At 66.4% G+C, this 25,586-nt stretch carries 22 protein-coding genes; 15 read left to right on the forward strand and 7 right to left on the reverse strand.

Features of this window, described 5'->3' with window-relative positions; all coding sequences use genetic code 11:
* Positions 1-6: 6 nt before the first annotated feature.
* Both AB4Z46_RS03690 and argE read right to left on the reverse strand, forming a co-directional pair.
* The gene (locus tag AB4Z46_RS03690) at positions 7-1,113 is read right to left on the reverse strand and encodes a DUF445 domain-containing protein (RefSeq protein WP_442282121.1); all 1,107 of its coding nucleotides are present in this window, start codon (positions 1,111-1,113) and stop codon (positions 7-9) included.
* 113 nt (positions 1,114-1,226) lie between these two features.
* Positions 1,227-2,435, reverse strand: a complete 1,209-nt coding sequence (gene argE, locus AB4Z46_RS03695) for an acetylornithine deacetylase (RefSeq protein WP_442282122.1) — start codon at positions 2,433-2,435, stop codon at positions 1,227-1,229.
* A gap of 101 nt (positions 2,436-2,536) precedes the next feature.
* Here argE and AB4Z46_RS03700 point away from each other — a divergent pair, with 101 nt between their 5' ends.
* The 3 genes from AB4Z46_RS03700 to AB4Z46_RS03710 are packed head-to-tail and all read left to right on the forward strand — an operon-like array spanning position 2,537 to position 6,125.
* Positions 2,537-3,745, forward strand: a complete 1,209-nt coding sequence (locus AB4Z46_RS03700) for a glycerophosphodiester phosphodiesterase (RefSeq protein ID WP_442282123.1) — start codon at positions 2,537-2,539, stop codon at positions 3,743-3,745.
* 56 nt (positions 3,746-3,801) lie between these two features.
* Positions 3,802-5,016, forward strand: a complete 1,215-nt coding sequence (locus tag AB4Z46_RS03705) for a M20 aminoacylase family protein (protein ID WP_442282124.1) — start codon at positions 3,802-3,804, stop codon at positions 5,014-5,016.
* Positions 5,013-6,125, forward strand: coding sequence for a M14 family metallopeptidase (locus AB4Z46_RS03710; RefSeq protein ID WP_442282125.1), 1,113 nt, complete (start codon positions 5,013-5,015; stop codon positions 6,123-6,125). Before AB4Z46_RS03705 ends, AB4Z46_RS03710 begins: the two co-directional genes overlap by 4 nt.
* Positions 6,126-6,359: 234 nt before the next feature.
* Here AB4Z46_RS03710 and AB4Z46_RS03715 read toward each other — a convergent pair whose 3' ends face one another.
* Positions 6,360-7,484 (reverse strand): ABC transporter substrate-binding protein, encoded by a 1,125-nt coding sequence (locus AB4Z46_RS03715; protein ID WP_442282126.1) that lies wholly within the window; start codon positions 7,482-7,484, stop codon positions 6,360-6,362.
* A gap of 73 nt (positions 7,485-7,557) precedes the next feature.
* On the opposite strand from AB4Z46_RS03715, the gene AB4Z46_RS03720 reads away from it, so the two are divergent.
* Positions 7,558-9,618 (forward strand): molybdopterin-containing oxidoreductase family protein, encoded by a 2,061-nt coding sequence (locus AB4Z46_RS03720; protein ID WP_442282127.1) that lies wholly within the window; start codon positions 7,558-7,560, stop codon positions 9,616-9,618.
* Positions 9,615-10,748: an aminopeptidase gene (locus AB4Z46_RS03725; RefSeq protein WP_442282128.1), complete on the forward strand. Its 1,134-nt coding sequence runs from the start codon at positions 9,615-9,617 to the stop codon at positions 10,746-10,748. The genes AB4Z46_RS03720 and AB4Z46_RS03725 overlap by 4 nt, the downstream gene beginning before the upstream one ends.
* 12 nt (positions 10,749-10,760) lie before the next feature.
* Here AB4Z46_RS03725 and AB4Z46_RS03730 read toward each other — a convergent pair whose 3' ends face one another.
* From AB4Z46_RS03730 to AB4Z46_RS03745, 4 genes are all read right to left on the reverse strand, one after another.
* The gene (locus AB4Z46_RS03730) at positions 10,761-11,015 is read right to left on the reverse strand and encodes an acyl-CoA-binding protein (RefSeq protein WP_442282129.1); all 255 of its coding nucleotides are present in this window, start codon (positions 11,013-11,015) and stop codon (positions 10,761-10,763) included.
* Positions 11,016-11,086: 71 nt separating this feature from the next.
* Positions 11,087-11,917 carry a hypothetical protein gene (locus AB4Z46_RS03735; RefSeq protein WP_442282130.1) on the reverse strand — a complete coding sequence of 277 codons (831 nt, stop codon included), beginning with the start codon at positions 11,915-11,917 and terminating at the stop codon, positions 11,087-11,089.
* Between the two features lie 16 nt (positions 11,918-11,933).
* Positions 11,934-12,608 carry a TetR/AcrR family transcriptional regulator gene (locus tag AB4Z46_RS03740; protein WP_442282131.1) on the reverse strand — a complete coding sequence of 225 codons (675 nt, stop codon included), beginning with the start codon at positions 12,606-12,608 and terminating at the stop codon, positions 11,934-11,936.
* A gap of 105 nt (positions 12,609-12,713) precedes the next feature.
* A complete protein-coding gene (locus AB4Z46_RS03745; RefSeq protein WP_442282132.1) occupies positions 12,714-13,169 on the reverse strand; it encodes a phasin family protein in 456 nt (151 codons plus the stop codon).
* A gap of 160 nt (positions 13,170-13,329) precedes the next feature.
* Here AB4Z46_RS03745 and rfbB point away from each other — a divergent pair, with 160 nt between their 5' ends.
* From rfbB to AB4Z46_RS03795, 10 genes are all read left to right on the forward strand, one after another.
* Positions 13,330-14,409, forward strand: a complete 1,080-nt coding sequence (gene rfbB, locus AB4Z46_RS03750) for a dTDP-glucose 4,6-dehydratase (protein WP_442282133.1) — start codon at positions 13,330-13,332, stop codon at positions 14,407-14,409.
* Positions 14,406-15,296 carry a dTDP-4-dehydrorhamnose reductase gene (rfbD, locus tag AB4Z46_RS03755; RefSeq protein WP_442282134.1) on the forward strand — a complete coding sequence of 297 codons (891 nt, stop codon included), beginning with the start codon at positions 14,406-14,408 and terminating at the stop codon, positions 15,294-15,296. The genes rfbB and rfbD overlap by 4 nt, the downstream gene beginning before the upstream one ends.
* 17 nt (positions 15,297-15,313) lie before the next feature.
* On the forward strand, positions 15,314-16,201 hold the full coding sequence (rfbA, locus tag AB4Z46_RS03760) for a glucose-1-phosphate thymidylyltransferase RfbA (protein ID WP_442282135.1): 888 nt from the start codon (positions 15,314-15,316) through the stop codon (positions 16,199-16,201).
* Between the two features lie 39 nt (positions 16,202-16,240).
* Positions 16,241-17,245: a GDP-mannose 4,6-dehydratase gene (locus tag AB4Z46_RS03765; protein WP_442282136.1), complete on the forward strand. Its 1,005-nt coding sequence runs from the start codon at positions 16,241-16,243 to the stop codon at positions 17,243-17,245.
* A gap of 11 nt (positions 17,246-17,256) precedes the next feature.
* Entirely contained in the window at positions 17,257-17,973 is a 717-nt protein-coding gene (locus AB4Z46_RS03770) for a nucleotidyltransferase family protein (RefSeq protein ID WP_442282137.1), read from the forward strand.
* A 3-nt stretch (positions 17,974-17,976) separates the two neighbouring features.
* Positions 17,977-18,903: an NAD-dependent epimerase/dehydratase family protein gene (locus AB4Z46_RS03775; RefSeq protein ID WP_442282138.1), complete on the forward strand. Its 927-nt coding sequence runs from the start codon at positions 17,977-17,979 to the stop codon at positions 18,901-18,903.
* A complete protein-coding gene (locus AB4Z46_RS03780; RefSeq protein WP_442282139.1) occupies positions 18,900-22,151 on the forward strand; it encodes a glycosyltransferase in 3,252 nt (1,083 codons plus the stop codon). The genes AB4Z46_RS03775 and AB4Z46_RS03780 overlap by 4 nt, the downstream gene beginning before the upstream one ends.
* A 534-nt stretch (positions 22,152-22,685) precedes the next feature.
* Positions 22,686-23,768, forward strand: a complete 1,083-nt coding sequence (rfbG, locus tag AB4Z46_RS03785) for a CDP-glucose 4,6-dehydratase (RefSeq protein ID WP_442282140.1) — start codon at positions 22,686-22,688, stop codon at positions 23,766-23,768.
* Positions 23,765-24,598: an NAD-dependent epimerase/dehydratase family protein gene (locus AB4Z46_RS03790; RefSeq protein WP_442282141.1), complete on the forward strand. Its 834-nt coding sequence runs from the start codon at positions 23,765-23,767 to the stop codon at positions 24,596-24,598. The genes rfbG and AB4Z46_RS03790 overlap by 4 nt, the downstream gene beginning before the upstream one ends.
* On the forward strand, positions 24,595-25,578 hold the full coding sequence (locus AB4Z46_RS03795; RefSeq protein ID WP_442282142.1) for a glycosyltransferase family 2 protein: 984 nt from the start codon (positions 24,595-24,597) through the stop codon (positions 25,576-25,578). Before AB4Z46_RS03790 ends, AB4Z46_RS03795 begins: the two co-directional genes overlap by 4 nt.
* Positions 25,579-25,586: the final 8 nt, after the last annotated feature.

Genomic DNA, 25,586 nt, shown 5'->3' on the forward strand with positions numbered 1-25,586 from the left:
CCGCGCTCACCCCTTCCAGAGCTGCGTGGCGCTGTGGATCGCCAACCCCACCAGCCCGCCGACCAGCGTGCCGTTGACCCGGATGAATTGCAGATCGCGGCCGATGTGGCGCTCGAGTTCGTTCGTCATCTCGTCGGCGTTCCAGTCGGCCACGCGTTCCACGATGTAGCGCCGGATGTCCTCGCGGTAGCGCTCGATCGCGCGCGGTGCCGCATCCAGGATCTGCTCGTTGATCCAGTGCCGCATCGCCGCGTCGGCCGAAAGCCGGGCGCCCAGCGTGCCCGCCATGGCGACCAGGCGCCGGTGGATGGTCGAGTCGCTTGTCGCCAGGTCGTCGTGCAGCCACCCCAGCAGCTCGCTCCACAGGCCGTGCAGGTAGTCGCCCAGCGCCGGATGCGCCTGCAGTTCGGCCCGGATCGCTTCGCCGCGGCGGTGGAATTCGGGGTCGGTCTTCAGCCGTTCGACGAAACCGGCCATGTAGGCATCGAAGCGCAGCCGCAGCGGGTGCTCGGGCTCGGTCGCGATCTCGCCGAGGGTGTGGACTGCCGCGGCCACGATCTTGCGCGTGGCGAGCCTGGCCGCCACCTGGTCCAGCCCGACGTAGCGCAGCGCCTTGATCTCGCGCGCGATCGCCTCGGTCACCCGCTCCTGCACATCCTCGCCCTCGACCACGTCCGCGACCTGCCGCAGCACGTCGTCGAGCAGAGCGTGATGGCGGCCGCCCGCGGTCAGCGCGTCGAGTGCCTGGCCGGCCAGCCTGGCGAGGTCCACCTGGGCCAGCCCGGCGGCCGCCATGCGGCCGAGGAAGTCGCGCACCCGGGCATCGTCGAAGGCCGCGAGACCGTAGCGCGCCGCGGCCACCAGATGGCCGCCGAGCTTCTCGGCGTTCTCGGGCCGCGCGAGCCAGTCGGCGAGCCGCGCGGCCGGATCGAACTGCGCCAGCTTGGCCAGCACCTGCGGCGTGCTCAGGAAGTTGTTGCAGATGAAGCCGGCGAGCTTGGCGCCGATGCGGTCCTTGTTGGCCGGGATGATCGCGGTGTGCGGGATCGGCAGGCCCAGCGGGTGCCGGAACAGCGCCACCACCGCGAACCAGTCGGCGATCGCGCCGACCATCGCGGCTTCGGCGAAGGCCGCCAGGTAGCCCCAGGCCGGGTGCCTGGCCTCGAGCGCGGTCGCCAGCGCGTAGAGCAGCGCGGCGGCGCCCAGCAGGGCGAGCGCGACGCGTTTCAGCGAATTTCCTCGATGCTCGCCAGCCCCCGCAGGAACTGCTCGCAGCGGGCCAGTTGCTCCAGCGTCACGTATTCGTCGGGCTGGTGCGCCTGCGTGATGCTGCCGGGTCCGCAGACCACGGTCGGGATGCCGGCGTTGCGGAAGATGCCGGCCTCGGTGCCGAAGGCCACCAGCGTGGTGCCCGGCTCTTTCGCCAGCCGCTGGGCGAGGCGGGTCACGGGTTCCTCGGCCGAGCTCAGGAAGCTCGGGATCTCGCAGATGGTCTCGAAGCGGAAGCCGGCATCGGGCGCGATCTTCTTCATGGCGACTTCGGCGCGGCCGGCATAGGCCAGCACCTCTTTCTGCATCTGCGCGGCGTCGGCGGTCGGCAGGTTGCGGAACTCATAGCGGAACTCGGCGTCGCGCGGCACCACGTTGTCGGCGATGCCGCCGTGGAACTGGCCCACGCTGGCGGTGCTGAAGGGTACGTCGAAACCGGCGTAGCGGGGCTCATCGCGCTCGAAGCCCTCGGCCATGTCGCGCAGCTTGCCGACCACGCGTGCGGCCATCTCGATCGCATTGACCGACTGCGGCGTGAGCGACGAATGCGCCTCCTTGCCGCGCACGCAGCACTTGTAGCGGTAGACGCCCTTGTGGGCGATGGCCGGCACCATCAGCGTCGGCTCGCCGACGATGCAGGCCAGCGGCTTGATGCCCTGGTCCTTCATGTCGGCGATCAGTTCGCGCACGCCGAAGCAGCCGACCTCCTCGTCGTAGCTGAAGGCGAAATGCACCGCGAAGGGCGAGTCGCTCTCGATGAAGCGCTCGGCATTGGCCAGCGCGATCGCGATGAAGCTCTTCATGTCGGCCGCGCCACGGCCGTAGAGGCGCGGCTCGACGTGCGCGGCGTCGGCATCGGCGTCGTCGCGCGGCCAGTCCTGCACGATCGCCGAGAGCGGGTCGACGCTCCAGTCCTGGCCGTCCCACGGCACGGTGTCGGTGTGGCCCGAGACGATCACGCCGGCCTTCTTGCCTGCGCCGAGGGTGGCGAACAGGTTGGCCTTGGTCCTGTCGGCGTTGTAGGTCAGCCGGCTGCGGATGCCCAGCCCCGCCAGGTGGTCGCGCGCGAAGTCGATCAACTCGAGGTTGCTGTTGGCGCTGACCGTGTTCATGCGCACCAGCGTCTGCGCGAGTTCGAGGCTGCGGGGGGAGAGCACAAGGGACATGCGGGGCATTGTCCCGGAAGTCCGCGCCGGCGCGCCAGGGCCGCGCGAAGTGTCAGCGGGGCGGAGTAGGCTGCGCCCTTTCAACTGGATGGAGAAGATGCATGACGCAATCCAAGACCCGAACCGCAACGGTCGTGATGGCCGCCATCGCTGCGCTCTGCCTGGCGGCTTGCGGCACGCCCGGCAGCGGCCCGGCGGCCCGTCTGCCCACGCTGGACGGCCAGCCGCCGAAGGTGGTCGCGCACCGCGGCGCATCGGGCTACCTGCCCGAGGAAACCCTGGAAGCCTATGCGCGCGCTATCGAACTGGGCGCCGATGTGATCGAGATGGACCTGGTGTCGACCAAGGATGGCGTGCTGATCACGCGTCACGACCCCAATCTTGCCATCAGCACCGACGTCGCCACGCGGCCCGAGTTCGCGGCCCGCAAGAAGACCATCCAGGTCGACGGCGAAACCCAGACCGGCTGGTTCAGCAACGATTTCACGCTGGAGGAGGTCAAGCGCCTCGGCGCCATCTCGACCGATGCCGAGCGGCCGCAGCAGTTCAATGGCCGCTACAAGGTGCCGACCTTCCAGGAGGTGATCGACCTCGCGAAGGCCAAGTCGCGCGAGACCGGTCGCCCGGTCGGCATCTATCCCGAGACCAAGAACCCGACCTATTTCCGCGACCTGGGCCTGCCGCTCGAAGACAAGCTGATCGCGATGCTCGAGGCCGCCGGCTGGAACAGCAAGAGCGCGCCGGTCTTCGTGCAGTCCTTCGAACCCGGCAGCCTCAAGTACATGAAGGGGAAGGGGCTGAAGACGAACATCGTCCAGCTGATCGACGGCGACGGCATCGACATGAAGACCGGCGCGATGACCTATGCGGTGCCGGTCGACCGCCCCTACGAATGGACCAAGGCCGGCGACCGGCGCAATTTCGACGTCATGGTCACGCCCGCCGGGCTGGCCGAGATCAAGACCTATGCCGACGGCATCGGCCCCTGGAAGCGCTACATCGTGAGCATCAAGGGGACCATCGGCGCGGACGGCAAGGCGATCGACGTGAACGGCGACGGCAAGATCAACGATGCCGACGCCACCTCCACCGGCCCGACCCCGCTGGTCGCCGACGCGCACAAGGCGGGCCTCTTTGTGCATCCCTTTACCTTCCGCAATGAATCGCGGCGCCTGCCGGCCGACTACAAGGGTGATCCCGCGAACGAGTATCTGGTTTTCTATCGGCTGGGCGTGGACGGCGTCTTCACCGATTTCACCGATACGGCGCTGGCCGCGCGCAGCACTTGGCTGAAGGAAGTTGGGCGCTGAGCATGCAAGGGGCACGATCTTTGCGGCGTCCTGCCGCAAAGTCTAGACTCCTGCCCATGAAACTCATCGATTCCCTCGTCACCCAGGCGGCCGGCATCGCCGCGGTCCGACGCGACCTCCATGCGCATCCCGAACTCTGCTTCGAAGAAGTCCGCACCGCCGACGTCGTGGCGGCCAAGCTGACCGAGTGGGGGATCCCGATCCACCGCGGGCTCGGCACCACCGGCGTGGTGGGCATCGTCAGGAACGGCACCAGCGAGCGCGCCGTCGGCCTGCGCGCCGACATGGACGCGCTGCCGGTCACCGAGCTCAACACCTTCGCGCACGCGAGCAAGCACCACGGCAAGATGCACGCCTGCGGCCACGACGGCCACACCGCGATGCTGCTGGCGGCGGCGCAGCACCTGGCGAAGCACCGCAACTTCGACGGCACGGTCTACCTGATCTTCCAGCCGGCCGAGGAGGGCGGCGGGGGCGCGCGCGAGATGGTCAAGGAAGGATTGTTCGAGCAGTTCCCGATGGAAGCCGTGTTCGGCATGCACAACTGGCCCGGCATGAAGGCCGGCCAGTTCGCGGTCAGCCCGGGTCCGGCCATGGCCTCGAGCAACGAGTTCGCGATCACGATCCGCGGCAAGGGCGGCCATGCCGCGCTGCCGCACACGGGCATCGATCCGGTGCCGGTGGCGTGCGAGATGGTGCAGGCCTTCCAGACCATCCTCACGCGCAACAAGAAGCCGACCGATGCCGGCGTGATCTCGGTCACGATGATCCACGGGGGCGAGGCCAGCAACGTGATTCCCGACACCTGCGAGCTCAAGGGCACGGTGCGCACCTTCTCGCTCGAAGTGCTGGACCTGATCGAGGCCCGCATGAAGACCATCGCCGAGCACATCTGCGCGGCCCACGAGGCGCAGTGCGACTTCCACTTCCACCGCAACTACCCGCCCACCATCAATTCGGCCGCCGAGGCCAATTTCGCCCGCCGCGTGATGGCCGGCATCGTCGGCGAAGAGAACGTGCTGGTGCAGGAGGCCGCCATGACGGCCGAGGACTTCGCCTTCATGCTGCTGGCCAAGCCCGGCGCCTACGCATTCATCGGCAACGGCGACGGCAGCCACCGCGCCATGCAGCACGGCGGCGGCCCCTGCCTGCTGCACAACGCGAGCTACGACTTCAACGATGACCTGATCCCGCTGGGCGCCACCTGCTGGGTGCGGCTCGCCGAGGAGTTCCTGAACGGACCCAGGCTCGCCGAAGGGGGCGCGGCATGATCGGCGTCGGTGAGGCCTTTTCGCCGCGCTATGCCCAGGCGCGGCAGAAATTCCTGCAGGGTTGTGCCGAAGCCGGGCTCGCGGTGCGCTCCCACGTCCACCCGTTGAAGGGACGCGATGGCGAAGAGCTCGCGATGGACGTGGCGCTCGACGGCGATCCGCAGGCCGAGCGTCTGCTGATCCTGACCAGCGCCTGCCACGGGGTCGAGGGTCACTGCGGCAGCGGCGTGCAGGTGTTCGCGCTGCACGACGCCGAATGGCGCGAGAAGGCGCGGGCGCAGGGGGTGGCCGTGCTGTACGTGCATGCACTCAATCCGCATGGTTTCTCGCATGGCCGCCGCGTGACCAACGAGGGCTGCGACCTGAACCGCAACTTCTTCGATTTCGCTGAACCGCCGCCGGTGAACAAGGAGTACGCCGAGCTGCACGCGCTGCTGCTGCCCGAGCAGTGGCCGCCCACCGCGGCCAACGAGGCCGCGATCGCGCACTGGATCGAAAAGAACGGCGCCACCGCCTACCAGGCGGCCGTGACCCGCGGCCAGTACCAGTTCGAGGATGGCCTGTTCTTCGGCGGCAAGGCCCCGACCTGGAGCAACGACACCCTGCGCGAGGTGTTGCGCACCCAGGTGCAGGCGGCGCGCCAGCTGGCCTGGATCGACCTTCACACGGGGCTGGGGCCCAACGGCCTCGGCGAACGCATCTTCTCCTGCCGCGACGACAAGGCCGCCTATGCGCGGGCCAACGCGTGGTGGGGCACGCCGGCTGCGCCCGTGACCTCGATCTACGACGGCTCGTCGACTTCGGCTTTCCTGACAGGGCTGATGTGGGGCTCGGTCTACGAGGAATGTCCGCAGGCCGAATACACCGGCATCGCGCTCGAATACGGCACCGTCCCGGTGATGGAGGTGGTGGGTGCGCTCCGGGCCGACCATTGGCTGCACAAGCATCCGGAAGCCCCGGCCGATCTGGCGGCGTCGATCCGCTCGAAGATGCTGGAGGCCTTCTATACCGACACCGATGCCTGGCGCGGCCAGATCATCAGCCAGGCCCGCCAGGCCATGTTCCAAGCCGTGGATGGGCTCTCCCCCAGGTTGGCTCACTTCGTGTAGCCGCCCACCCCCTTCCGGGGGCGCAGCCAGCGGCCCGGCGAAGCCGGTTCCGCGGCTGCCCACCAACAGGCGTGCGCTGCGCGCCGCCATGATCAACCACAGCGCCGGCTGCTTGGGCCGGCGCAGCCAGGCCCGTTGGTGAAACACCGCGGAACCGGCTTTGCCGGGCCGCTGGTGTTGCCCCCGGTAGGGGGTGGGAGGGCTACACGAAGTGAGCCCGACCTGGGGGCGAGCTCAGGTTCTTATTCGGCCGTCGGCGGTGATCATGGACAGCTCGACGAACTTCGATGCCACGTGGTTGCGTGGCGAGAAGGAGACCTCGAAGCCGCCGAACTGCTGCCGGTCGATGCTCTCGAGACCGGCGATCAGCCCTTCGCGCGTGGCCTTGCCCGGCGCCCGGCGCAGGCCTTCGACCAGCACCTTGGCCGCCAGATAGCCCTCCAGGCTGGAGAAGTTGGCCTTGGTCGCGCTGCCGCCCTTGCGCAGCGCCTCGTTGAATTCGCGCGTGATGCCGTTGGCCGCGTTGTAGGGCGAAGGGACGACCTGCGTCACGACCACGCCGGCCCCGTCCTTGCCGAGCTCGTCGGCCAGCGCCTGCGTGCCCACGAAGGAGACGTTGAAGAAGGTGCCGCCATAGCCTGCCTTGCGCGCCTCGCGGATGAAGGCGGCGCAGGACTTGTAGGCGCTGACCTGGACCACGGCGTCCGGCTTCGCGGCGGCGATGGTCCGGACCGCGGCGGCGACGTCCACCGAATTGCGCTCGACCGTGGCCAGCGCGGCCGGCTTCAAGTCGAGTTGCGCCAGCGCCAGCGTCACGCCGTCGAGGCCGGCCTTGCCGTAGGCGTCGTTCTGGTAGAAGACCGCGATCTTCTTCAGGCCCAGGTGGGTGAGCTGCTTGACGATCAGCGCAGTCTCGTCGTTGTACGAGGCGCGCAGGTGGAACACGTTGCGCTGGAAGGGCTCGCGCAGCGCCATGGCGCCGGTGAAGGGGGCAATGAACGGGATCTTCGCATTCACCGCCAGCGGCAACGCCGCCAGGCTGGTCGGCGTGCCGATGTACCCGAACAGCGCGAAGGCTTCGTCGTCGATCAGCTTCTTCGTGTTGGCGGCGCAGCGGTCGGGCTCGTAGCCGTCGTCCAGGAACCTGATCTGCACCTCGCGGCGGCCCGGCTGCGCGTTGTACTGGTCGAGAAAGAGCTTGGCGCCCTCGTAGAACTGGATGCCGAGTTGCGCCGCCGGTCCGCTGAAGGGCGCCGACTGGCCCAGCACGATCGGGCTGTCGCTCTGCGCCCGCGCGAACCGGAAGCCGCCGAGCGCCGCGGCGCCGGCGGCGATCGAAAAGTGCCTGCGATGGATCATCGTGAAAACCCCTTCGCGCGCGTTCGCGGCGTACAAACTAGACTCGCCCGATGGTCCTCGCCCCGGTCGAATCATGACTTCCCACACCCCAGCAAATCCAGTGACCCAGGTGCTCGGCGCCTGCCCGCACGACTGCCCCGACACCTGCGCCCTCGTCACCACCGTGCAGGACGGCGTGGCCATCAAGCTGCAAGGCAACCCCGGGCACCGGCACACCGCCGGCGTGCTCTGCACCAAGGTCTCGCGCTACATCGAACGCAACGACCATGCCGAGCGCCTCGTGCAGCCCCTGAAGCGCTCGGGCCCGAAAGGCAGCGGCCGCTTCGAGCCGGTGACCTGGGATTCGGCGCTCGACGACATCGCCGCCCGTCTCCGTGTGCTCAAAAGTAACAATCCCGAAACGATTGTGCCCTACAGCTATGCCGGAACCATGGGTCTGGTGCAGGGCGAATCGATGGACCGTCGTTTTTTCCACAAGCTCGGCGCGTCCCTGCTGGATCGCACGATCTGCTCGACTGCCGGTGGTGAGGCCCTAAGTTTTACGCTGGGCGGCAAGGTGGGCATGCGGGTCGAGTTCTTCGCGGAAGCGAAGCTGATCCTGATCTGGGGCAGCAACTCGATCGCGAGCAACCTGCACTTCTGGCGCCACGCCCAGGCCGCCAGGCGCGCCGGCGCGCGGCTGGTGTGCATCGACCCGCGCAAGACCGAGACCGCCGACAAGTGCGACGAGCACGTGGCGCTGCTGCCGGGGACCGACGCGGCGCTGGCATTGGCCCTGATGCACGAGCTGATCGTGAACGACTGGCTCGACCATGACTACATCGAACGCCACACCGTGGGCTGGGACCGGCTGCGCGAGCGCGCGCTGCAATGGCCGCCGGCCCGGGCTGCCGCGGTCTGCGGGGTTCCCGAGGCGCAAATCGTGGCGTTGGCGCACGCCTACGGCACCACGAAGCCGGCCGCGATCCGCCTCAACTACGGCATGCAGCGCGTGCGCGGCGGCGGCAACGCGGCGCGCGCCGTGGCCTGCCTGCCGGCACTGGTCGGCGCCTGGCGCGATCGGGCAGGCGGCCTGCTGCTGAGCAGCTCGGGCCTGTACCCGGTGAACCGGGCGGCCTTGCAGCGGCCCGACCTGCTGGCCGGCCGGCGGCCGCGCACCATCAACATGAGCACGATCGGCGACGCGCTCGCCGACACCGCCAATCCGATCGAGGCCTTGATCGTCTACAACAGCAACCCGGTCGCGGTCGCCCCCGACTCGGGCAAGGTGGTGGCGGGTTTTGCCCGCGAGGACCTCTTCACCGTGGTGCTGGAGCAGTTCCAGACCGACACCGCCGACTACGCCGACTATGTGCTGCCGGCCACCACGCAGCTCGAGCACTGGGACATCCACACCAGCTACGGCCACACCGACGTGCTGCTGAACCGGCCGGCCATCGCTCCGCGAGGCCAGGCCCGCAGCAACACCTGGGTGTTCCGCGAACTGGCCCGCCGCCTGGGCTTCGACGAGCCCTGCTTCTCGGACGACGACGAGGCGATCTGCCGCAGCGCGTTCGCCGCCGACGTGGTCGATTTCGAGCAGTTGCAGGCGCAGGGCTTCACCAGCCTCCAGCTGCCCGATGCGCCCTACGCCGAAGGCAACTTCCCGACGTCGTCGGGTCGCTGCGAGTTCTTCAGCGAGCGGCTGGCGGCCACCGGCCAGGATGGACTGCCGGACCATGTGCCCAACCACGAGCCGGCAGGCAGTTCGAAGGCGTTCCCGCTCGCGATGATCTCGCCGCCCGCGCGCAACTTCCTCAACTCGAGCTTCGTCAACGTGCGCAGCCTGCGCGCGATCGAGGGCGAGCCCTTGCTCGAGATCCATGAAGCCGATGCGGCGGCGCGCGGCATCGCCGACGGCGCCACGGTGCGCGTCTTCAACCAGCGCGGCGAGCACCGCTGCCGCGCCGAGGTCTCGCGCCGCGCTCGCCCCGGCGTGGTGCACGGCCTGGGCATCTGGTGGCGCAAGCTCGGGCTGGACGGCACCAACGTCAACCAGCTCACCAGCCAGCGGTTGACGGACATCGGGCGCGGGCCCACCTTCTACGACTGCCTGGTCGAAGTCGAGGCCGTCGCCACGCCGGTCGCGCCATGAGGCCCGGCCGGCGCGGCGCGGCGGCGCTGGCGGTGGCGGTGGTCGCCGGCGCGGCGCTGCTGGCGGGTTGTGCCGACCTCGGCTACTACTGGCAATCGGCCAGCGGCCATCTGGGTCTCATGCGGGCCGCCCGTCCGGTGCCGCAGTGGCTCGAAGACCCGGCCGCCTCCGAGGCGCTCAAGACCAAGCTGGCGCTCACGCAGCGCATCCGCCAGTTCGCGGTGGCCGAGCTCGGCCTGCCCGACAACGCCAGCTACAAGTCCTATGCCGACCTGCACCGCAACGCCGCGCTCTGGAACGTGGTGGCCGCGCCGCCGCACGCGCTGACGCTCAAGACCTGGTGCTTCCCGGTCGCGGGCTGCGTCGGCTATCGCGGCTACTACGACGAGGCGGCCGCGAAGGACGAGGCCGCGGCCCAGGCGGCGCAGGGCCTGGAAACCGCGGTCTACCCGGTGCCGGCGTACTCGACCCTCGGCTGGACGAACTGGGCCGGCGGCGACCCGCTCCTGTCGACCTTCATCGGCTACCCGGAGGGCGAACTCGCCCGCCTGGTGTTCCACGAGCTCGCGCACCAGGTGCTGTACGTGCCCGGCGACACCATGTTCAACGAGTCCTTCGCCACGGCGGTGGAGCGCATCGGCGGCGCGCGCTGGCTCAAGACCCAGGCCGGCGAGGCAGCGCGCGTGGAGTACGCGCAGTTCGACGCCCGGCGCCAGCAGTTCCGCGCGCTGGCGGCCGAAACGCGGCGTGCGCTGGAAACGGTCTATGCCTCCCCGGAAGCCAAGGCGCAGGACTGGCCGGCGGTGGACGCCCAGAAGCAGTCCGCGATGGAGGAGTTCCGCCAGCGCTACGCGGTGTTGCGCGCCGGCTGGAACGGCCCGCGCCAGGGCGCCTACGACGGCTGGGTGGCGCGGGCCAACAACGCCCTGTTCGGCGCCCAGGCCGCCTACGACGAGCTGGTGCCCGGCTTCGAGGCGCTGTTCGAGCGCGAAGGCGAGGACTGGCCGCGCTTCTACGCGGCGGTCAAGCGGCTGGCCGAGATGCCCAAGGCCGAGCGCCAGCAGGCGCTCAGGGGCGCTGGAGTGCCGTCCACGGCGGGAGCAACGAAGAGCGGCCGCGGCGCGAGTTGACCGCAGCCGCTTTCAGCGCAGGGAGTCGATGAGGTCGATGTACTGCTGCTTCGCCTCGTCCGCGCCGAGGCCCTTGCGCGCGGTCCAGGCATCCCATTTGGCGCGCGCCACGATGTCGCTGAAGCTGGGTTTTTTCTCGGCGTTGTCGCCTGCCGTGGCCTGCTTGAACAGGCCGTAGATCTTCAGCAGGGTGGGGTTGTCCGGACGCTCCGCGAGCAGCTTGGAGTTGGCTTGGGCGGTTTCGAACAGGGTGTTCAGGTCGGACATGAAGACGGGTGCGTGAAAAGGGGAGAAGCGCGATCTTAAGTGACGGCGCCGTTCAGATTCGAGGCGGGGGTTCAGTCGATCAACCCGGCGCGCGCCAGTTCCACGTCGAGCTTCTCGCGTGCGTCCGCCGGTTCGAGATGGGCCGCCCTCTCGTAGAGCCGGGTCGCGTCGCCCATGCGCGATTCGCCATGCAGCATCAGCAGTCCGCGGGCGTATTCCATCAGCGCGCCGGCCGAATGGGGATTGAGCTGGAGCCCGCGCTCGAACAGCGCGACCGCGGTGTCGGCCCGCACGCCATAGGTCATGCGGCCCACCAGCGAGCCGACCTTGTCGATCACCTCGGCATGGAAGGCGGCCAGCGACACGTGGGCGTCGGCATGCTGCGGCCGCAGTTCGATCACGTGCTCCAGCGCACCCTTGACCTTGGTCCCCAGGCCCTGCGCCAGCGCCCGCGCCACGCTGATGCCCTGGCTGTAGCGCCCCAGCGCATAAGCCTGCCAATAGAGCGCCTGGCAGTTGTCGGGATCGGCGGCGATCTGCGCGGTGGCGCGTTCGGCCACCTGCTTGAACAACGCCAGCCGCATGGATTCGCGCGGCTCGAGGTAGTTGGCGTAGATGGCCGTCGCCTGGTTGGCGAGCGCCAGGCCCTCGTGGCCGTGGGCCAGGCCGAGGGCGGCGGCGCGCTCGAACTCGCCGCTGTGGTACAGCGCCCAGCCGTCGGCCAGCGGGCCCTGCACCGGCGGCGAGACGCCCTGGCCCGCATGCAGCCGGGGCCAGTGCAGGTGCAGGTCGGCAGCACTGAATCGGGGGGCATCGGGATAAGGCAGGCGGGTCCATCGCCCGGCCGCGTCGGGGTCCCCGGGCGAAAGCAGCGAGAGCGGTTCGAGTTGCGGTGGGTTCATTCGGAAAAATGAAAAATCAGACCGTCGCAGGTTGATCTTCGCCGACATAGGCGCTGCTGAGTGTCAGCAAATGCCGTCGTTGCTCCGTCGCCAGGTAGGGCGCCAGCAGGTGCAGCGTGTGATGCGCGCCGCGCAGCAGGGCGCCTTGCGCGTGGGCGGGCTCCAGCGCCTCGCGCGGGTTGCGCACGTATTCGTAGCTGAGCCAGTAGGTCAGCACCACCACCATGCTTTGCGCCAGCGTATCGACCTCGCGCGCATCGATGTCCAGATGGCCGGCGCCGCTCAAGCCGGCAAGCAGGGCTCGAATGGCGCGCACCTTGTGCTTGAGCACCAGCTGGAACTGGGTCTCGAGATGCCGGTTCTTGCTCAGCAGGTCGTTCAGGTCGCGGTAGAGGAAGCGGTAGCGCCAGATCAGCTCGAACAGGCTGTGCATGAAGAACCAGGCGTCCTCCACGTCGTGCACGCCTTCGCTGGCGTGCAGGAGTTCCAGCAGCTCGGTCTCGTAGCCTTCGTAGAGCCGGTTGATCAGCTCGTCCTTGGCCGGATAGTGGTAGTAGAGATTGCCGGGGCTGATGTTGAGTTCGCCGGCCACCAGGGTGGTCGAGACGTTCGGCTCCCCGAACCGGTTGAACAGGTCAAGTGCGGCTTCGAGGATGCGTTGCGCAGTGCGGCGTGGCGCTTTCTTGGCCATGTCGTAACCCCGGTTTGTCTCGTTGGAACACTCTAGCGCAAGTCCAAGGGGGCGGGGAGGGGGGCGGCACCGGCTGCACGCCACCCCGGAAATGAGCCAGCGGGGTCAGCCGGCGTCGCTGGGCTTGTGTCGTTGCGAGGGTTTGCGGGGAATTGCTGCGCGCGGCGTGGCGCCGGCGCCGCCCTGACGTTTCAACTGCGCTTCGAGCGCTTCCACCCGAGTCCGCAAGGCCTCGACTTCCTGCGCCGACGGCACGCCGAGCTTTTCGAGGGCCCGCGCGACCCGGTCCTCGAAGATGTTCTCGAGCTTGCCCCAACTGCCCGCGGCCTTGGTCCCGAACTCGCTCGCGAACCCGGCCATCCGAGCCTGCGCCTGGGCCAGCGTTTCTTCCGCGGCCTGCTGAGTCTTCTTCTGCACGCCCGCGCCATCCTTCACGAGGGCTTCGAAGGCCTTGCTGCCTTCCTGCTGCATCTTGGCAAAGGCGCCGAGGCCGGCCAGCCAGATCTGCTGGGCGGAGTCCTTGATGCGGTCGGTGGGTTTGTCGTCGTCGGGGGTCGGCATGGGTGGATCCTTGGTTGGGCCCCACTACTCTAGCCGCGGTGTCGGGGCGGTTGTAGAGGCCGAGGTCTAGGTGCAGATGGAAACCTTGACAGATGGGATAATGCCCGGTTCGAGCGCCGGCAGGCGACATTCCAAATTCGACAATAACGAGGGACCCCCCATGATTCTGGTAACTGGGGGCGCCGGCTTCATCGGTGCCAATTTTGTTCTCGACTGGGTTGCGCAAGGCAACGAGGCCGCAGTCAATCTGGACAAGCTGACCTATGCCGGCAATCTCGAGACGCTGGGGTCGCTCAAGGGCAATCCGAACCACGTCTTCGTGCAGGGCGATATCGGCGACAGCGCGCTGGTCGACCGGTTGCTGGCGCAGCACAAGCCGCGCGCGGTCGTCAACTTCGCCGCCGAATCGCACGTCGACCGGTCGATCCATGGGCCCGAGGATTTCGTTCAGACCAATGTGCTCGGCACGTTCCGCCTGCTCGAATCCGTCCGGGGCTACTGGGGCGCCTTGCCGGTCGACCAGAAGGCGGCCTTCCGCTTCCTGCACGTCTCGACCGACGAGGTCTACGGTTCGCTCTCGGCCGCCGACCCCGCGTTCACCGAAGAGAACAAGTACGAGCCGAACAGCCCGTATTCGGCCAGCAAGGCCGCGAGCGACCACCTGGTGCGGGCCTGGCACCACACCTACGGCCTCCCGGTGCTGACGACCAACTGCTCGAACAACTACGGGCCTTTCCATTTCCCCGAAAAGCTCATCCCGCTGATGATCGTCAACGCGCTCGCCGGCAAGCCGCTGCCGGTGTACGGCGACGGCATGCAGGTGCGCGACTGGCTCTATGTCAAGGACCATTGCAGTGCGATCCGCCGCGTGCTGGAGGCCGGCCGGCTCGGCGAAACCTACAACGTGGGCGGCTGGAACGAGAAGCCCAACATCGAGATCGTCAACACGGTCTGCGCGCTGCTGGACGAACTGAGCCCCCGTGCCGACGGCAAGAGCTACCGCGAGCAGATCACCTACGTGACCGACCGCCCCGGGCACGACCGCCGTTACGCCATCGATGCGCGCAAGCTCGAGCGCGAGCTGGGCTGGAAGCCGGCCGAGACCTTCGATACCGGCATCCGGAAGACGGTCGAGTGGTATCTCGCCAACGGCGAATGGGTGGGGAACGTGCAGAGCGGCGCTTACCGCGAATGGGTGCAGAAGCAGTACGACGCTGCGCCAGCGAAGGCGACGGCATGAAGCTGTTGCTGCTCGGCAAGGGCGGGCAGGTGGGCTGGGAGCTGCAGCGCAGCCTGGCGCCGCTGGGCGATCTGGTGGCGCTGGACTCCCATAGCACCGATCTGCATGCCGACTTCAGCCGTCCGGAAGATCTGGCCGAGACCGTGCTCAAGGTCCGGCCCAATGTGATCGTCAATGCCGCCGCGCACACGGCCGTCGACAAGGCTGAAAGCGAGCCCGAATTTGCGCGCAAGCTCAACGCGACCGCGCCTGGCGTGGTCGCGCAGGCCGCGCAGCAGGTCGGCGCGCTGATGGTTCACTACTCGACCGACTACGTGTTCGACGGCAGCGGCAGCACGCCATGGCGCGAGGACGACGCCACCGCGCCGCTCAGCGTCTACGGCAGCACCAAGCTCGAAGGCGAGCAACTGGTCGCGCAGAATTGCGCGCGCCACCTGATCTTTCGCACCAGCTGGGTCTATGCGGCGCGCGGCGGGAACTTCGCCAAGACCATGCTGCGCCTGGCCAGGGAACGAGACCGGCTGACCGTGATCGACGACCAGTTCGGCGCGCCGACCGGGGCCGAGCTGCTGGCCGATGTCACGGCCCATGCCATCCGGGCCACGCTGAGCGACCCGGCCAAGGCGGGGCTCTATCACTTGGTGGCTGGCGGCGAAACGACCTGGCATGGCTATGCGCGCTTCGTCCTGCAACAGGCGCAAGCGGCAGGCGTGCCCCTGAAAGCATTGCCGGAGGCCGTCGAGGCGGTGCCGACGAGCGCGTTCCCCACGCCCGCCGTACGCCCACATAATTCCCGGCTGAACGCCGACAAGCTGCAAGCCGCTTTCGGGCTGAAGCTGCCGCACTGGCAGGTCGGCGTGGCGCGCATGCTGGCCGAGACCCTGTAATCCCACGATCCAAAAGAATGACCCAACGCAAAGGCATCATCCTGGCCGGTGGCTCCGGCACCCGGCTTCACCCGGCCACACTCGCCATGAGCAAGCAGCTCCTGCCGGTGTACGACAAGCCGATGATCTACTACCCGTTGAGCACGCTGATGCTGGGCGGCATGCGCGACATCCTGATCATCAGCACGCCGCAAGATACGCCACGATTCCAGCAGTTGCTGGGAGATGGGAGCCAGTGGGGCATCAATCTGCAGTATGCGGTGCAGCCGAGCCCGGATGGGCTGGCGCAGGCCTTCATCATCGGCGACGAGTTCGTGGGGAATTCGCCGAGCGCGCTGGTGCTCGGGGACAACATCTTCTACGGGCACGACCTCGTGAATCTGCTGTCCGATGCAGACGCTCACGCAGACGGGGCGACGGTGTTCGCCTATCACGTGCAAGACCCTGAACGCTATGGCGTGGTGGCCTTCGATGCGAACGGCAAGGCGAGCAGCATCGAGGAGAAGCCGGCCAGGCCGAAGAGCAGCTATGCGGTGACCGGCCTGTACTTCTACGACAGCCAGGTGGTGGAGATCGCCAAGGCGGTCAAGCCGAGCGGGCGTGGCGAGCTGGAGATCACCGCGGTCAATCAGGCCTACCTGGATCTCGGCAAGCTGAATGTGCAGATCATGCAGCGCGGGTATGCGTGGCTGGACACCGGGACGCATGAAAGCCTGCTGGAAGCGGGGCAGTTCATCGCCACGCTGGAGCATCGGCAAGGGCTCAAGATCGCTTGTCCCGAAGAGATCGCGTGGCGAAACGGATTCATCGACAAGGAGCAGCTTGCGCGACTCGCGTTGCCGCTGCAGAAGAACGCATACGGCAAGTATCTCAATGGCTTGTTGAGCGAGGCGTTTGCGCGCTGATCGTTCGTCGACCACCCATTTATTTCGGAAGCACACACGATGCAGTCACTACAAAAGACCCTGACAGGGCAGAAATACCTCGTAACCGGCGCCGGTGGATTCATCGGCAGCCATCTCGTGGAGGCCCTGGTCCGTGCCGGGGCCGAGGTCACGGCCATGGTCCGCTACGGATCTGCATCGAGTTGGGGCAACCTGGAGTTCGTCGCCGACGACGTGAAGGGCAATTTCCGTGTCGTCGCGGGCAACATCGACGACGGCGATTTCGTCATGCATGCGATGCAAGGCATCGATGTGGTCTGCCATCTGGCGGCGCTGATCGCGATCCCGTATTCGTACGTCGCGCCGAGAAGCTACGTGCGCACCAACGTCGAAGGAACGCTGAACGTCGTCGAGGCGGCACGCAGGCTGTCGGTCCGCCGAGTCGTCCATACCAGCACCTCGGAGGTTTACGGCACGGCCATGCGCGTGCCGATCGACGAGACGCATCCGCTGCAGGGGCAGTCGCCCTATTCCGCCTCGAAGATCGGGGCCGACAAGATTGCCGAGAGCTACTACCGGTCGTTCGACACCGGGGTGGTGACCTTGCGGCCCTTCAATACCTTCGGCCCGCGCCAGTCGGCCCGGGCGTTCATTCCGACCATCATCTCGCAGGCGCTGACCCAGGACGTGATCAAGCTCGGATCATTGACGCCCGAGCGCGATATGACCTTCGTGACCGATACCGTCGCCGGTTTCGTCGCCGCATCGATGACGCCCGGTATCGAAGGCGAAACGATCAACCTCGGGACCGGCTCGACCTACACGATCGGTCATTTCGCCGAGCGCATCCTGCGGCTGATGGGCGTCGAAAAGGAAATCGTGGCGGACGCCGCGCGCATGCGTCCGGACAAGAGCGAAGTGCTCAAGCTGGTTTCCGACAACGCCCTGGCCGCGAAGGCGATGGGGTGGACGCCGAAGGTGGACCTCGACGAAGGCTTGCGCCAGAGCATCGAGTTCATCCGCAGCCATATTCACCTGTACCGTCCTACGGTCTACACCGTCTGAGGGGAGCGCCCATGAAAGCAGTCATCATGGCCGGCGGCAAGGGAACCCGTCTGCAGCCCTTCACCGCGTCGTTTCCGAAGCCTCTCATGCCCCTGGGCGACATGCCGGTGCTCGAGCTCCTCTTGCATCAGCTGCGCCGCGCCGGCGTCGACGAGGTCTACCTTGCCGTCAATCACCTGCACCACCTGATCCGGGCCTTCTGCGGCGACGGTTCCCGTTTCGGCCTCACCATCAACTACAGCCTCGAAGACAGCCCGTTGGGAACGGCGGGTCCCCTGGGCGGACTGCTGGACAAGGTCGGCGAGAACTTCATCGTGACCAACGGGGACCTGCTGACCACCTTCGACATCGCGAAGTTGATCGCGACGCACTCGGAGCGCGGTTCCGATGCGACGATCTGCGTCTACGAGCGGGAGGTCAAGATCGACTTCGGCCTCATCCAGGTCGGGCCGGACATGAGTCTCACGGGCTACCTCGAGAAGCCCATGAACAAGCACCTGGTCAGCATGGGCCTCTACGTGCTGCGTCGCGATGCGATCGCCCCCCACGTGCAACCCGGCGTGCACCTGGACATGCCGGACCTGCTGATGAAGCTGCTGAACTCGGGCAACAAGGTGCACTGCCACCAGCAGCCGGAGAGCTTCTGGCTGGACATCGGCCGCCCCGAGGATTACGCCACGGCGCAGAAGATGTTCGAAGAAAGCCGCGAGCTTTTCCTGCCCAGCTAGGCGATGCGAGTACTTGTCACCGGCGCGAGCGGATTCCTCGGGCGCGCCGTTCTCCAGCAGTTGCAAGGGCGCGGACTGGAGGTTTTTGCGGTCAGCCGTAGCGCACGCCCGCGCGTTGCCGACGCGCAAGGCATCGTCCTGTCGCGCCCGGACGATGCGGAAGCCGTCCGCGCGACGATGCAGGCCGTCGAACCGCAGATCGTCATGCACCTGGCCGGCATCTCCTCGGCGGCCAGCTACTCGGATCTCTATCGCGCGAACGTCGTCTTTGCCGCGAACCTGCTGGATGCATCGGCGGCAATGCCTGTCGCGCCGAGGGTGCTGCTGGTCGGCAGCGCCGCCGAGTACGGGCCTGTGCCCGAGGCGCATTTGCCGGTGACCGAAGACTTTGCCTGCCGCCCGAACACCGCCTACGGAATCAGCAAGCTGGCCCAGACGAACCACGCGCTCGCCGCCGCCATGGGTGGGTTGCCGGTCGCGGTGGCGCGGCTCTTCAATCCGATCGGCGCCGGGATGCCCAGGACCCTCGCACTGGGCAGCTTTGCCGATCAGATCGCGAAGATGGGGCGGCAGGGCGGCGAACTGGCCACGGGCGACCTTGACGTGGTCCGCGACTTCATCGACGTCGACGTGGCTGCGGCCGCGTTGGTCGAAGTGGCGCTGAAGCATCGAGGCAATGGAGAGATCGTCAACGTGTGCAGCGGGCGCGGCCAGAGTCTGCTCGAGTTGACCCAGCGGCTGATCGCCGTATCGGGCGTGCCCGTGAGTTTGCGGCACGATGCCTCCCGACGCGGGAACAGCAATGTGCGGTCATTCGTGGGCAACCCCGGGCGACTGCAGGCGCTCGGATTCAGCCTTTCGAACCCCGACATCGACGCGCTCTTGACGAGAATCCTGGAAGCCGCTCGAGCACAAAACGAATCCACATGATCTGCTGCGCGTGCTCCGGCACTCTTTTTCGTGACTTCGCGGTCCGCGCGGACGGCATGCAGATCGTGCAATGCTGCGAATGCGGGCTCGGCGTCGTTGGGCGGATGCCCGACAGCACCGCCGCCTTTTACGCCGACGGCTACTACGGCAACGCATCCGGCACCGGCTATGACGACTATGGCTTCATGGCCGAGCACGGGCTCGGCTGGGCCGCGGCGATGGTCGGGTTGATGTTCGACGGCGGCCGGATCCTCGACATCGGCTGCGCCGACGGGTATCTGCTCGAAAAACTCGGTCCCGGGTTCGAGAAGTTCGGCATCGAGGCGAACGCCACCGCTGCCGGGCAGGCACAGGCCAAGGGCGTGCGAATCCTGGAAAACGACCTGCTGGCGTCGTCGTTTGCCCGTGAATGGCCTTCGGCCTTCGATGTCGTGACGGCCATTGCGGTCTTCGAGCACCTTCTCGATTTTCGCCGGGGTTTCGAGGCGGCGATCGGCGCGCTCAAGGGCGATGGCGCCCTCCTGTTCGAAGTGCCGCTCATGTCTTCGAGCCATAGCAACGCGGCATGGATGAAGGGCTCGTTCGAGCACATCTTCTATCCGACCGAAGCGTCGATCCGCTATGTCGTGGAGACGGCGCTGGGCTGTCGCCTCGTCGGCTCGGAGGTGGTCATTCGCGACTACGGCTCGACCTATGTCGGCCTGGTCACTCGAAGCGCGGCGCGGTCCGCGAGTCTGGGCGAACTGCTCGAGCGCGTGATGGCCTCGGACTTCGCACATGGCAGCGATGCCGAGACCGCCGCGGCCACGCAACTCCACCTTCTGCACGCGGCGAACTCGACCGAGGCGACAGTCAGCGCGCTCGCGCGGCTGCCTGTCGACGGGGTCAATCGCCCCCTGCTGGCGCGGATCGGCCAGCTCTGGTCGTTCGATATCGAGAGACTCCGGGCCAGCGAACTGCGCGCCGCGCAGGCCGAAGCCGAAGCGCGCGCGTCGCAGGCGGCCGCGGCGAAGCTGGAAGAGATGCGATGGCACGTTGCGGCCGTGACGCACCGCATCCGTGCGATCGAGGGCAGCACGATATGGCGCGCGACCGGTCCGTTGCGCCGGATCGGCAGCCTGTCGCCCAAGCTCGCCAAGAGACTGAACCAGCTTGCGAAGCTCGTCTGGTGGACGGCGCAGGGCACCTTGCTCGACCACCTCCGCGAGTACCGACGCAAGCGGGCTGCGGCGATCGTGGAAACCGAGGCCGCAGAGTCTTCGTCGCGGGTCGAATTGCTGGCCGACACCGGCGTCGTGGCGGGTGAAGCCGACCCGCCGGCCGACCAGCCATGGCCGTCCGACCGTCCCTTGGTGAGCGTGGTGATCCCGTGCTTCAACTACGGTCACCTGGTCGAGGAAGCCATCGAGTCGGTGTTCGCGCAGACCTTCGTCGACCTGGAGATCATCGTCGTCGAGGGGGGATCGACCTCCGCCGAGTCCCGGGCCTTGCTGGCAGCCGCGACGAGCAAGGCGGACCCATCCCGCTTGCGCGTGATCTGGCAGGACCGGCCCCATCGCGCGGGCGCCAACAGAAACACCGGGATCAGCCACGCGCGCGGCAAGTACATCTGCTGTCTGGATGCCGACGATCGCCTCGCGCCAACCTACATCGAAAAAGCGGTCTTCGTGCTCGACGAAGGCTACGACGTCGTCTCTCCGGCGCTGCGCTTCTTCGGCAAGCGATTCGAGGTCTGGGCGCCGCAGGAGCGGCCGACGCTTGACATGCTGCTCGAGGGCAACCAGGTGCTCACTTGCGCGCTGTTCCGCAAGGCGCTCTGGAAGGCGTCAGGCGGCTACCGAGACTCCGACCCCGCCACGGGCCATCTGCACGAAGACTGGCTGTTCTGGGTCCGTCTGGCGGCGTTGGGCGCGCGGTTCCTGAACCTTCGCGAGCCGCTGTTTCACTACCGCAGCCACGAAGGCACGCTGAGCAACAGCAAGTCGGTGCTCGACCTCCGCGACCAGCGACTCGAGGTCCGCCGCTTGAACAGCGACGTGCTGACGCCCGAAGCGATCGCGAGGGCGCGCGAGCAGAGCGGTCCGGCGCCACTCCCTCCGCAGGCGTTTCGCCAGGCAAGGCGCCACGAAGTGGCTGCCTCGACGGGTCCGACCCTGCTGCTCGCCATGCCCTATCTGGTGCTGGGCGGTGCCGAGCGGCTGTTGAGCGCCATCGTCGGCCACCTCGTGAAGAGCGGCTGGCGCGTGGTCGTGGTGACCACGGTCGCCGTCGACGAGTCGCACGGCGACACGACCGACTGGTTCGAAGCTGCGACGCCCGAGATCTTCCATCTCCCCCGCTTCCTCGAGGCGGCCCGCTGGAAGGATTTCGTCGCTCACATCTTCGCGTCGCGCCAGATCGACCTCGTGTGGGTTGCGGGAAGCGCCTTTTTCTACGATTGCCTGCCTGCGCTGCGGCTGCGCAATCCGCACCTCCGGGTGGCAGACCTGCTGTTCAACACGCTGGGCCATACGGCCAACAACAGAAGGTATGCGGACTGCATCGACCTGACCTTCGTCGAGAACACCGAGGTGCGCGACTGGCTGCTGGCGGCCGGCGAGCGCCCGGACCGGATCTGCCTGGTGGAAAGCGGCGTCGATCTGATCGAGAACGCGCCGGCGAAGGATCGTGCGGCGGTGCGCAAGGACTATGCCCTGCCCCTGGACACCGTGCTGGTCGGCTTCTTCGGTCGCTGGTCGGAGGAAAAGGATCCGCTCGGGTTCGTTGAGATCGCAAAGCGCGTGCCAGCGGAACTCAAGGTCAGTTTCGTCATGACGGGGGCAGGACCGCTGGAAACAGAGTTGAGGAAAGCGATCGCTGCCGCGGGCTTCCCGCCGGGACGATTCATGCTGAAGGGCGCAGTGTCGGATCTCAAGCCCTATCTGCGCGCCTCCGATGTGCTGGTGCTGCCATCGCGCCTGGACGGCCGGCCCAACGTCGTCATGGAGGCGCTCGCCAGCGGAGTTGCTGTCGTCGCGTCGCAAGTGGGCGCGCTGCCGGAGATGTTCGAAGCGTCGCGCCAGGGTCACCTGTGTCCTGTCGGTGACTATGACTGCTTCGCTCAGCGCATTGTCGAACTGGCGTCCGACAAAGACATGTTGAAACGCTTCAAGCGGGACGCACGCTCTTTCGCGGAGCGTCGACTCGATATTCGGACGATGCTCGAGGCCTACGAGCATCGAGTGCGTGCTCTCATTCAGAGTACTTGAGCGTCATGGGCTCGAGGTGCCTGGCGTTGGGTCCGTCGACCTGGGTCTCCGCGCAAATGAAAAACTCTGGACATCGCTGACCACCAGTCGCCAATCGGACACGGACGCCGGCCCACCAGGATCACCGGCGCAGCGAATGTTTACGATCTGGGAGTAAATCTAATTAATACTATTGCAAGACTTGTGGTAATCGTGGGCTTTGTTGTTATGAGCGATCAGAGGTCAACAATGTCTCAATGAATGAGGCAAAATGATGGCAAATTGCAAATTTCTCGCCTCGAACTGGGTCCGAAATTTAGCGGTGAGAAATTTTGAGCGTCAACGGTGGTCCTTGAGGATCTCCGAGAAACTTAACAGCCAATCAAAGTGACCTGCATAGGTCCGCCTTCTGCAGGCTCAATCAATGGCTGTGGTCGGGAATTTGGCGATCGTTTGCTTGCGAGTGAGTGATCCGGTGGCGCGCCTTGCGGACAAATGGCCCGATTCAGCCGTCGCTTCGCAACTGTCTGCGAGGGATCAGGAGATGTTTGAGTGATGAGTGTGTGCGATTTCGAAAAAGCGCTCGCTGGGCGCAAGGTTCTGGTGACCGGCCATACGGGATTCACTGGAGGGTGGGCTTGTCTCTGGCTGCGATCGATCGGCGCGTCCGTCGCCGGATTTGCACTGCCGCCGGAAACCACGCCATCACTCTTTGCGGCCGCTGGCATTGAGGCCGAAATGTCTGAGAGCACGCTGGGCGACATCTGCGACTATGACACCCTGCTCGGTGCGATGCGGAAATTCGAGCCCGAACTGGTTCTTCACTTGGCCGCCCAACCGTTGGTGCGGCGCTCATACCGGGAGCCGCTTCGGACCTTCGAGGTCAACGCACAGGGCACGGCCCATGTGCTCGAAGCGGCGCGCAGTACAGGCAGCGTGCGCGGCGTGGTTTGTGTGACCACTGACAAGGTGTACCGCAACAACGAGTGGCCGTGGCCCTATCGCGAGAACGATCCGCTCGGAGGCAAAGACCCTTACAGCGCGTCGAAGGCTGCTGCAGAGATGGTGATTCAGAGCTATGCCGCCTCGTTTCCGTTCGCAGAAGGTAGGGGTCCGGCCATCGCGACCGCGCGAGGTGGCAACATCGTTGGTGGCGGAGACTGGTCGCAGGACAGGCTCATTCCCGATTTCGTGCGCAGCCTCGTGGATGGCACGAAACTCACATTGCGTTATCCCGAGGCCACGCGACCGTGGCAACACGTCCTGGCCCTGGTGCACGGCTACCTGCTGCTGATGGCGAATCTGCTGAGTCCCCAGGCACAAAGCTTTGCGCGTGCGTGGAATCTCGGGCCGCAGGAACTCAAGCACTACCCGGTGCGCGAAGTGCTCGAGCTGATGGGCAGTGAATGGCAGCGTCCGGAACTTGAGTTCATGAACAATCCGTTGCCGGAAGCCGGTGCGTTGGCGCTCGACAGTTCCATCGCTCGCAACCTGCTTGGCTGGCAGCCGGCGTGGGACACGCATCGCGTGATCCGAGAAACCGCTGCCTGGTACCGCAACTACTACGCCGCGCCAGAGTCTGCGAAGGCGTTCACGCTCGCTCAGATCGAAGCCTGGCGCAAGGACATCGCCGCATGATGTATGTCATTGGGGGGCGCGGCCGCCTGGGCCGCGCGATCGTCAAGTCTCGCCCTGAAGGTCAGGTGATCGCGCTCGACCGCGAGATTTATCGGGACTGGTGGCAGAGTAGGGCGAGTGCATCGATCAGCCGCTTCTTCGAAGCTTCGGCCCCGGGTTCTGTGGTGCTGGTCGCCGCCGGCGTACTCGACCCGGCGTTGTCGCGCGAAGAGCACCAACGGGTGAACGTCGAATTGCCTACGCGTGTCATCGAGGGCGCTTGTGCAGCGGGTCTTCGCGTCGTCACCTTCGGCACGGTGATGGAACGACTCGTCGCGCCACAGAACGCATACGTCGCCTCCAAATCCGAACTCGGTCGCATCGTTGCGGAACGGGCAGCAGCCGGCGACGCTGTCACTCATCTGCAGGTCCATACGTTGTATGGCGGTGGCGATCCGGCGCCGTTCATGTTTCTCGGCCAGCTATGCAGGGCATTGAGTGAGTGCCAGCCGTTCGAGATGTCTCCGGGTGGCCAGCTTCGCGAATATCACCACGTGGACGATGATGCGGCAGCCGTCCGCGCGGTACTCGACGCCGGCATAGACGGCGTACTGGCGTTGAGTCATGGTGCGCCCTGCACTTTGTTGGAACTGGCGACCCACGTATTCAATGCGCTGGAGCGCATCGACCTGCTGCGCGTCGGTGCACGTCCGGCGCCGCCGGACGACAACTACGCCGCTGTGCTGACGCGCCCCCCAGTGTTGGAGCATGTGAGTTTCCGGCCGGCACTGCAGGGCGTCACTGCCTACGTACGGGCTGTCCTCACCGACTTGTCATCGAAGCAAGAATGAACGACGAAATCAAGCTTGCCTCAGCGCGCCGCCCGCTGATCTCCATCGCAATCCCGGTTCTCAACGAGGCTGGCAACATTGGTGCGCTCTATTCGCGACTCATCGCCTTGGCGCAGCGCATGGCCGATCGCTGTGACCTCGAGTTCGTGTTCACCGACAATCACTCGAGTGACGAGACGTGGCAGATGCTGACACAGCTTGCCGACATCGACCCTCGCGTGCGTGCCATGCGCTTCTCGCGCAACTTCGGGTTCCAAAGTTCCATCCTCGCGAACTACCTGCACACCAACGGTGACGCCGTCCTCCAAATCGACGCAGACTTGCAGGACCCGCCCGAGATGCTGGAGCAGTTCTTCCAGTTGTGGCAGCAGGGGGCCCATGTCGTGTATGGAATTCGCCGAAAGCGACCCGAGGGCTGGCTGCTTCATGCGGTGCGTCGCGTTGGGTACTGGGTGATAGACAAGGTGAGCGAGCATCCAATCCCGCGTGACGTAGGCGACTTCCGGTTGGTCGATCGCGCGGTGATCCGTGCCATTGCGAAGGTTCGTAGCGTCAATCCATATCTGCGCGGGATGATCGCCGGCATGGGCTTCGAGCAGATCGGTGTCCCTTACGACCGTGATGCACGTACTGCTGGTGAAAGCAAGTTCAATCTCATGCGGCTCCTGCGCCTCGGATTGACTGCGGTCTTCAATCATTCGACCGTGCCACTGCGCATGGCGTCTTTCGTCGGCGCAGCAATCCTGGTCGCCAGCCTGTTCGGTGCAGCATATTACTTGTTTGTGCGATGGACGCAGCCGGATCTTCCTCGCGGCTTCATCAGCGTGCAGTTGATGGTGTTGTTCGGCATCGGCCTCAATGCTTTTCTGCTTGGCATCATCGGCGAGTACATCCTGCGAATCTATCGCATGCTGCGTGCAGACCCGATCGCGATCATCGAGCGCACGCTGAACATGCAACCCGACGAATTGAAACTCTGAATGATGAA

The sequence above is a fragment of the Variovorax sp. M-6 genome (assembly GCF_052114385.1).
Taxonomy (GTDB): Bacteria; Pseudomonadota; Gammaproteobacteria; order Burkholderiales; family Burkholderiaceae_C; genus Variovorax.

Excerpts from the sequence above, each read along its gene's own strand:
- AB4Z46_RS03765 (WP_442282136.1), top strand. The coding sequence starts at position 16,241 with ATGCAGTCACTACAAAAGACCCTGACAGGGCAGAAATACCTCGTAACC.
- AB4Z46_RS03715 (WP_442282126.1), bottom strand. The coding sequence starts at position 7,484 with ATGATCCATCGCAGGCACTTTTCGATCGCCGCCGGCGCCGCGGCGCTC.
- AB4Z46_RS03775 (WP_442282138.1), top strand. The coding sequence starts at position 17,977 with ATGCGAGTACTTGTCACCGGCGCGAGCGGATTCCTCGGGCGCGCCGTT.
- AB4Z46_RS03725 (WP_442282128.1), top strand. The coding sequence starts at position 9,615 with ATGAGGCCCGGCCGGCGCGGCGCGGCGGCGCTGGCGGTGGCGGTGGTC.
- AB4Z46_RS03790 (WP_442282141.1), top strand. The coding sequence starts at position 23,765 with ATGATGTATGTCATTGGGGGGCGCGGCCGCCTGGGCCGCGCGATCGTC.
- rfbD (WP_442282134.1), top strand. The coding sequence starts at position 14,406 with ATGAAGCTGTTGCTGCTCGGCAAGGGCGGGCAGGTGGGCTGGGAGCTG.
- AB4Z46_RS03730 (WP_442282129.1), bottom strand. The coding sequence starts at position 11,015 with ATGTCCGACCTGAACACCCTGTTCGAAACCGCCCAAGCCAACTCCAAG.
- AB4Z46_RS03690 (WP_442282121.1), bottom strand. The coding sequence starts at position 1,113 with ATGGTCGGCGCGATCGCCGACTGGTTCGCGGTGGTGGCGCTGTTCCGG.
- AB4Z46_RS03705 (WP_442282124.1), top strand. The coding sequence starts at position 3,802 with ATGAAACTCATCGATTCCCTCGTCACCCAGGCGGCCGGCATCGCCGCG.
- AB4Z46_RS03795 (WP_442282142.1), top strand. The coding sequence starts at position 24,595 with ATGAACGACGAAATCAAGCTTGCCTCAGCGCGCCGCCCGCTGATCTCC.
- AB4Z46_RS03710 (WP_442282125.1), top strand. The coding sequence starts at position 5,013 with ATGATCGGCGTCGGTGAGGCCTTTTCGCCGCGCTATGCCCAGGCGCGG.
- AB4Z46_RS03735 (WP_442282130.1), bottom strand. The coding sequence starts at position 11,917 with ATGAACCCACCGCAACTCGAACCGCTCTCGCTGCTTTCGCCCGGGGAC.
- rfbA (WP_442282135.1), top strand. The coding sequence starts at position 15,314 with ATGACCCAACGCAAAGGCATCATCCTGGCCGGTGGCTCCGGCACCCGG.
- rfbB (WP_442282133.1), top strand. The coding sequence starts at position 13,330 with ATGATTCTGGTAACTGGGGGCGCCGGCTTCATCGGTGCCAATTTTGTT.
- AB4Z46_RS03740 (WP_442282131.1), bottom strand. The coding sequence starts at position 12,608 with ATGGCCAAGAAAGCGCCACGCCGCACTGCGCAACGCATCCTCGAAGCC.
- rfbG (WP_442282140.1), top strand. The coding sequence starts at position 22,686 with ATGAGTGTGTGCGATTTCGAAAAAGCGCTCGCTGGGCGCAAGGTTCTG.
- AB4Z46_RS03770 (WP_442282137.1), top strand. The coding sequence starts at position 17,257 with ATGAAAGCAGTCATCATGGCCGGCGGCAAGGGAACCCGTCTGCAGCCC.
- AB4Z46_RS03720 (WP_442282127.1), top strand. The coding sequence starts at position 7,558 with ATGACTTCCCACACCCCAGCAAATCCAGTGACCCAGGTGCTCGGCGCC.
- argE (WP_442282122.1), bottom strand. The coding sequence starts at position 2,435 with ATGTCCCTTGTGCTCTCCCCCCGCAGCCTCGAACTCGCGCAGACGCTG.
- AB4Z46_RS03780 (WP_442282139.1), top strand. The coding sequence starts at position 18,900 with ATGATCTGCTGCGCGTGCTCCGGCACTCTTTTTCGTGACTTCGCGGTC.
- AB4Z46_RS03745 (WP_442282132.1), bottom strand. The coding sequence starts at position 13,169 with ATGCCGACCCCCGACGACGACAAACCCACCGACCGCATCAAGGACTCC.
- AB4Z46_RS03700 (WP_442282123.1), top strand. The coding sequence starts at position 2,537 with ATGACGCAATCCAAGACCCGAACCGCAACGGTCGTGATGGCCGCCATC.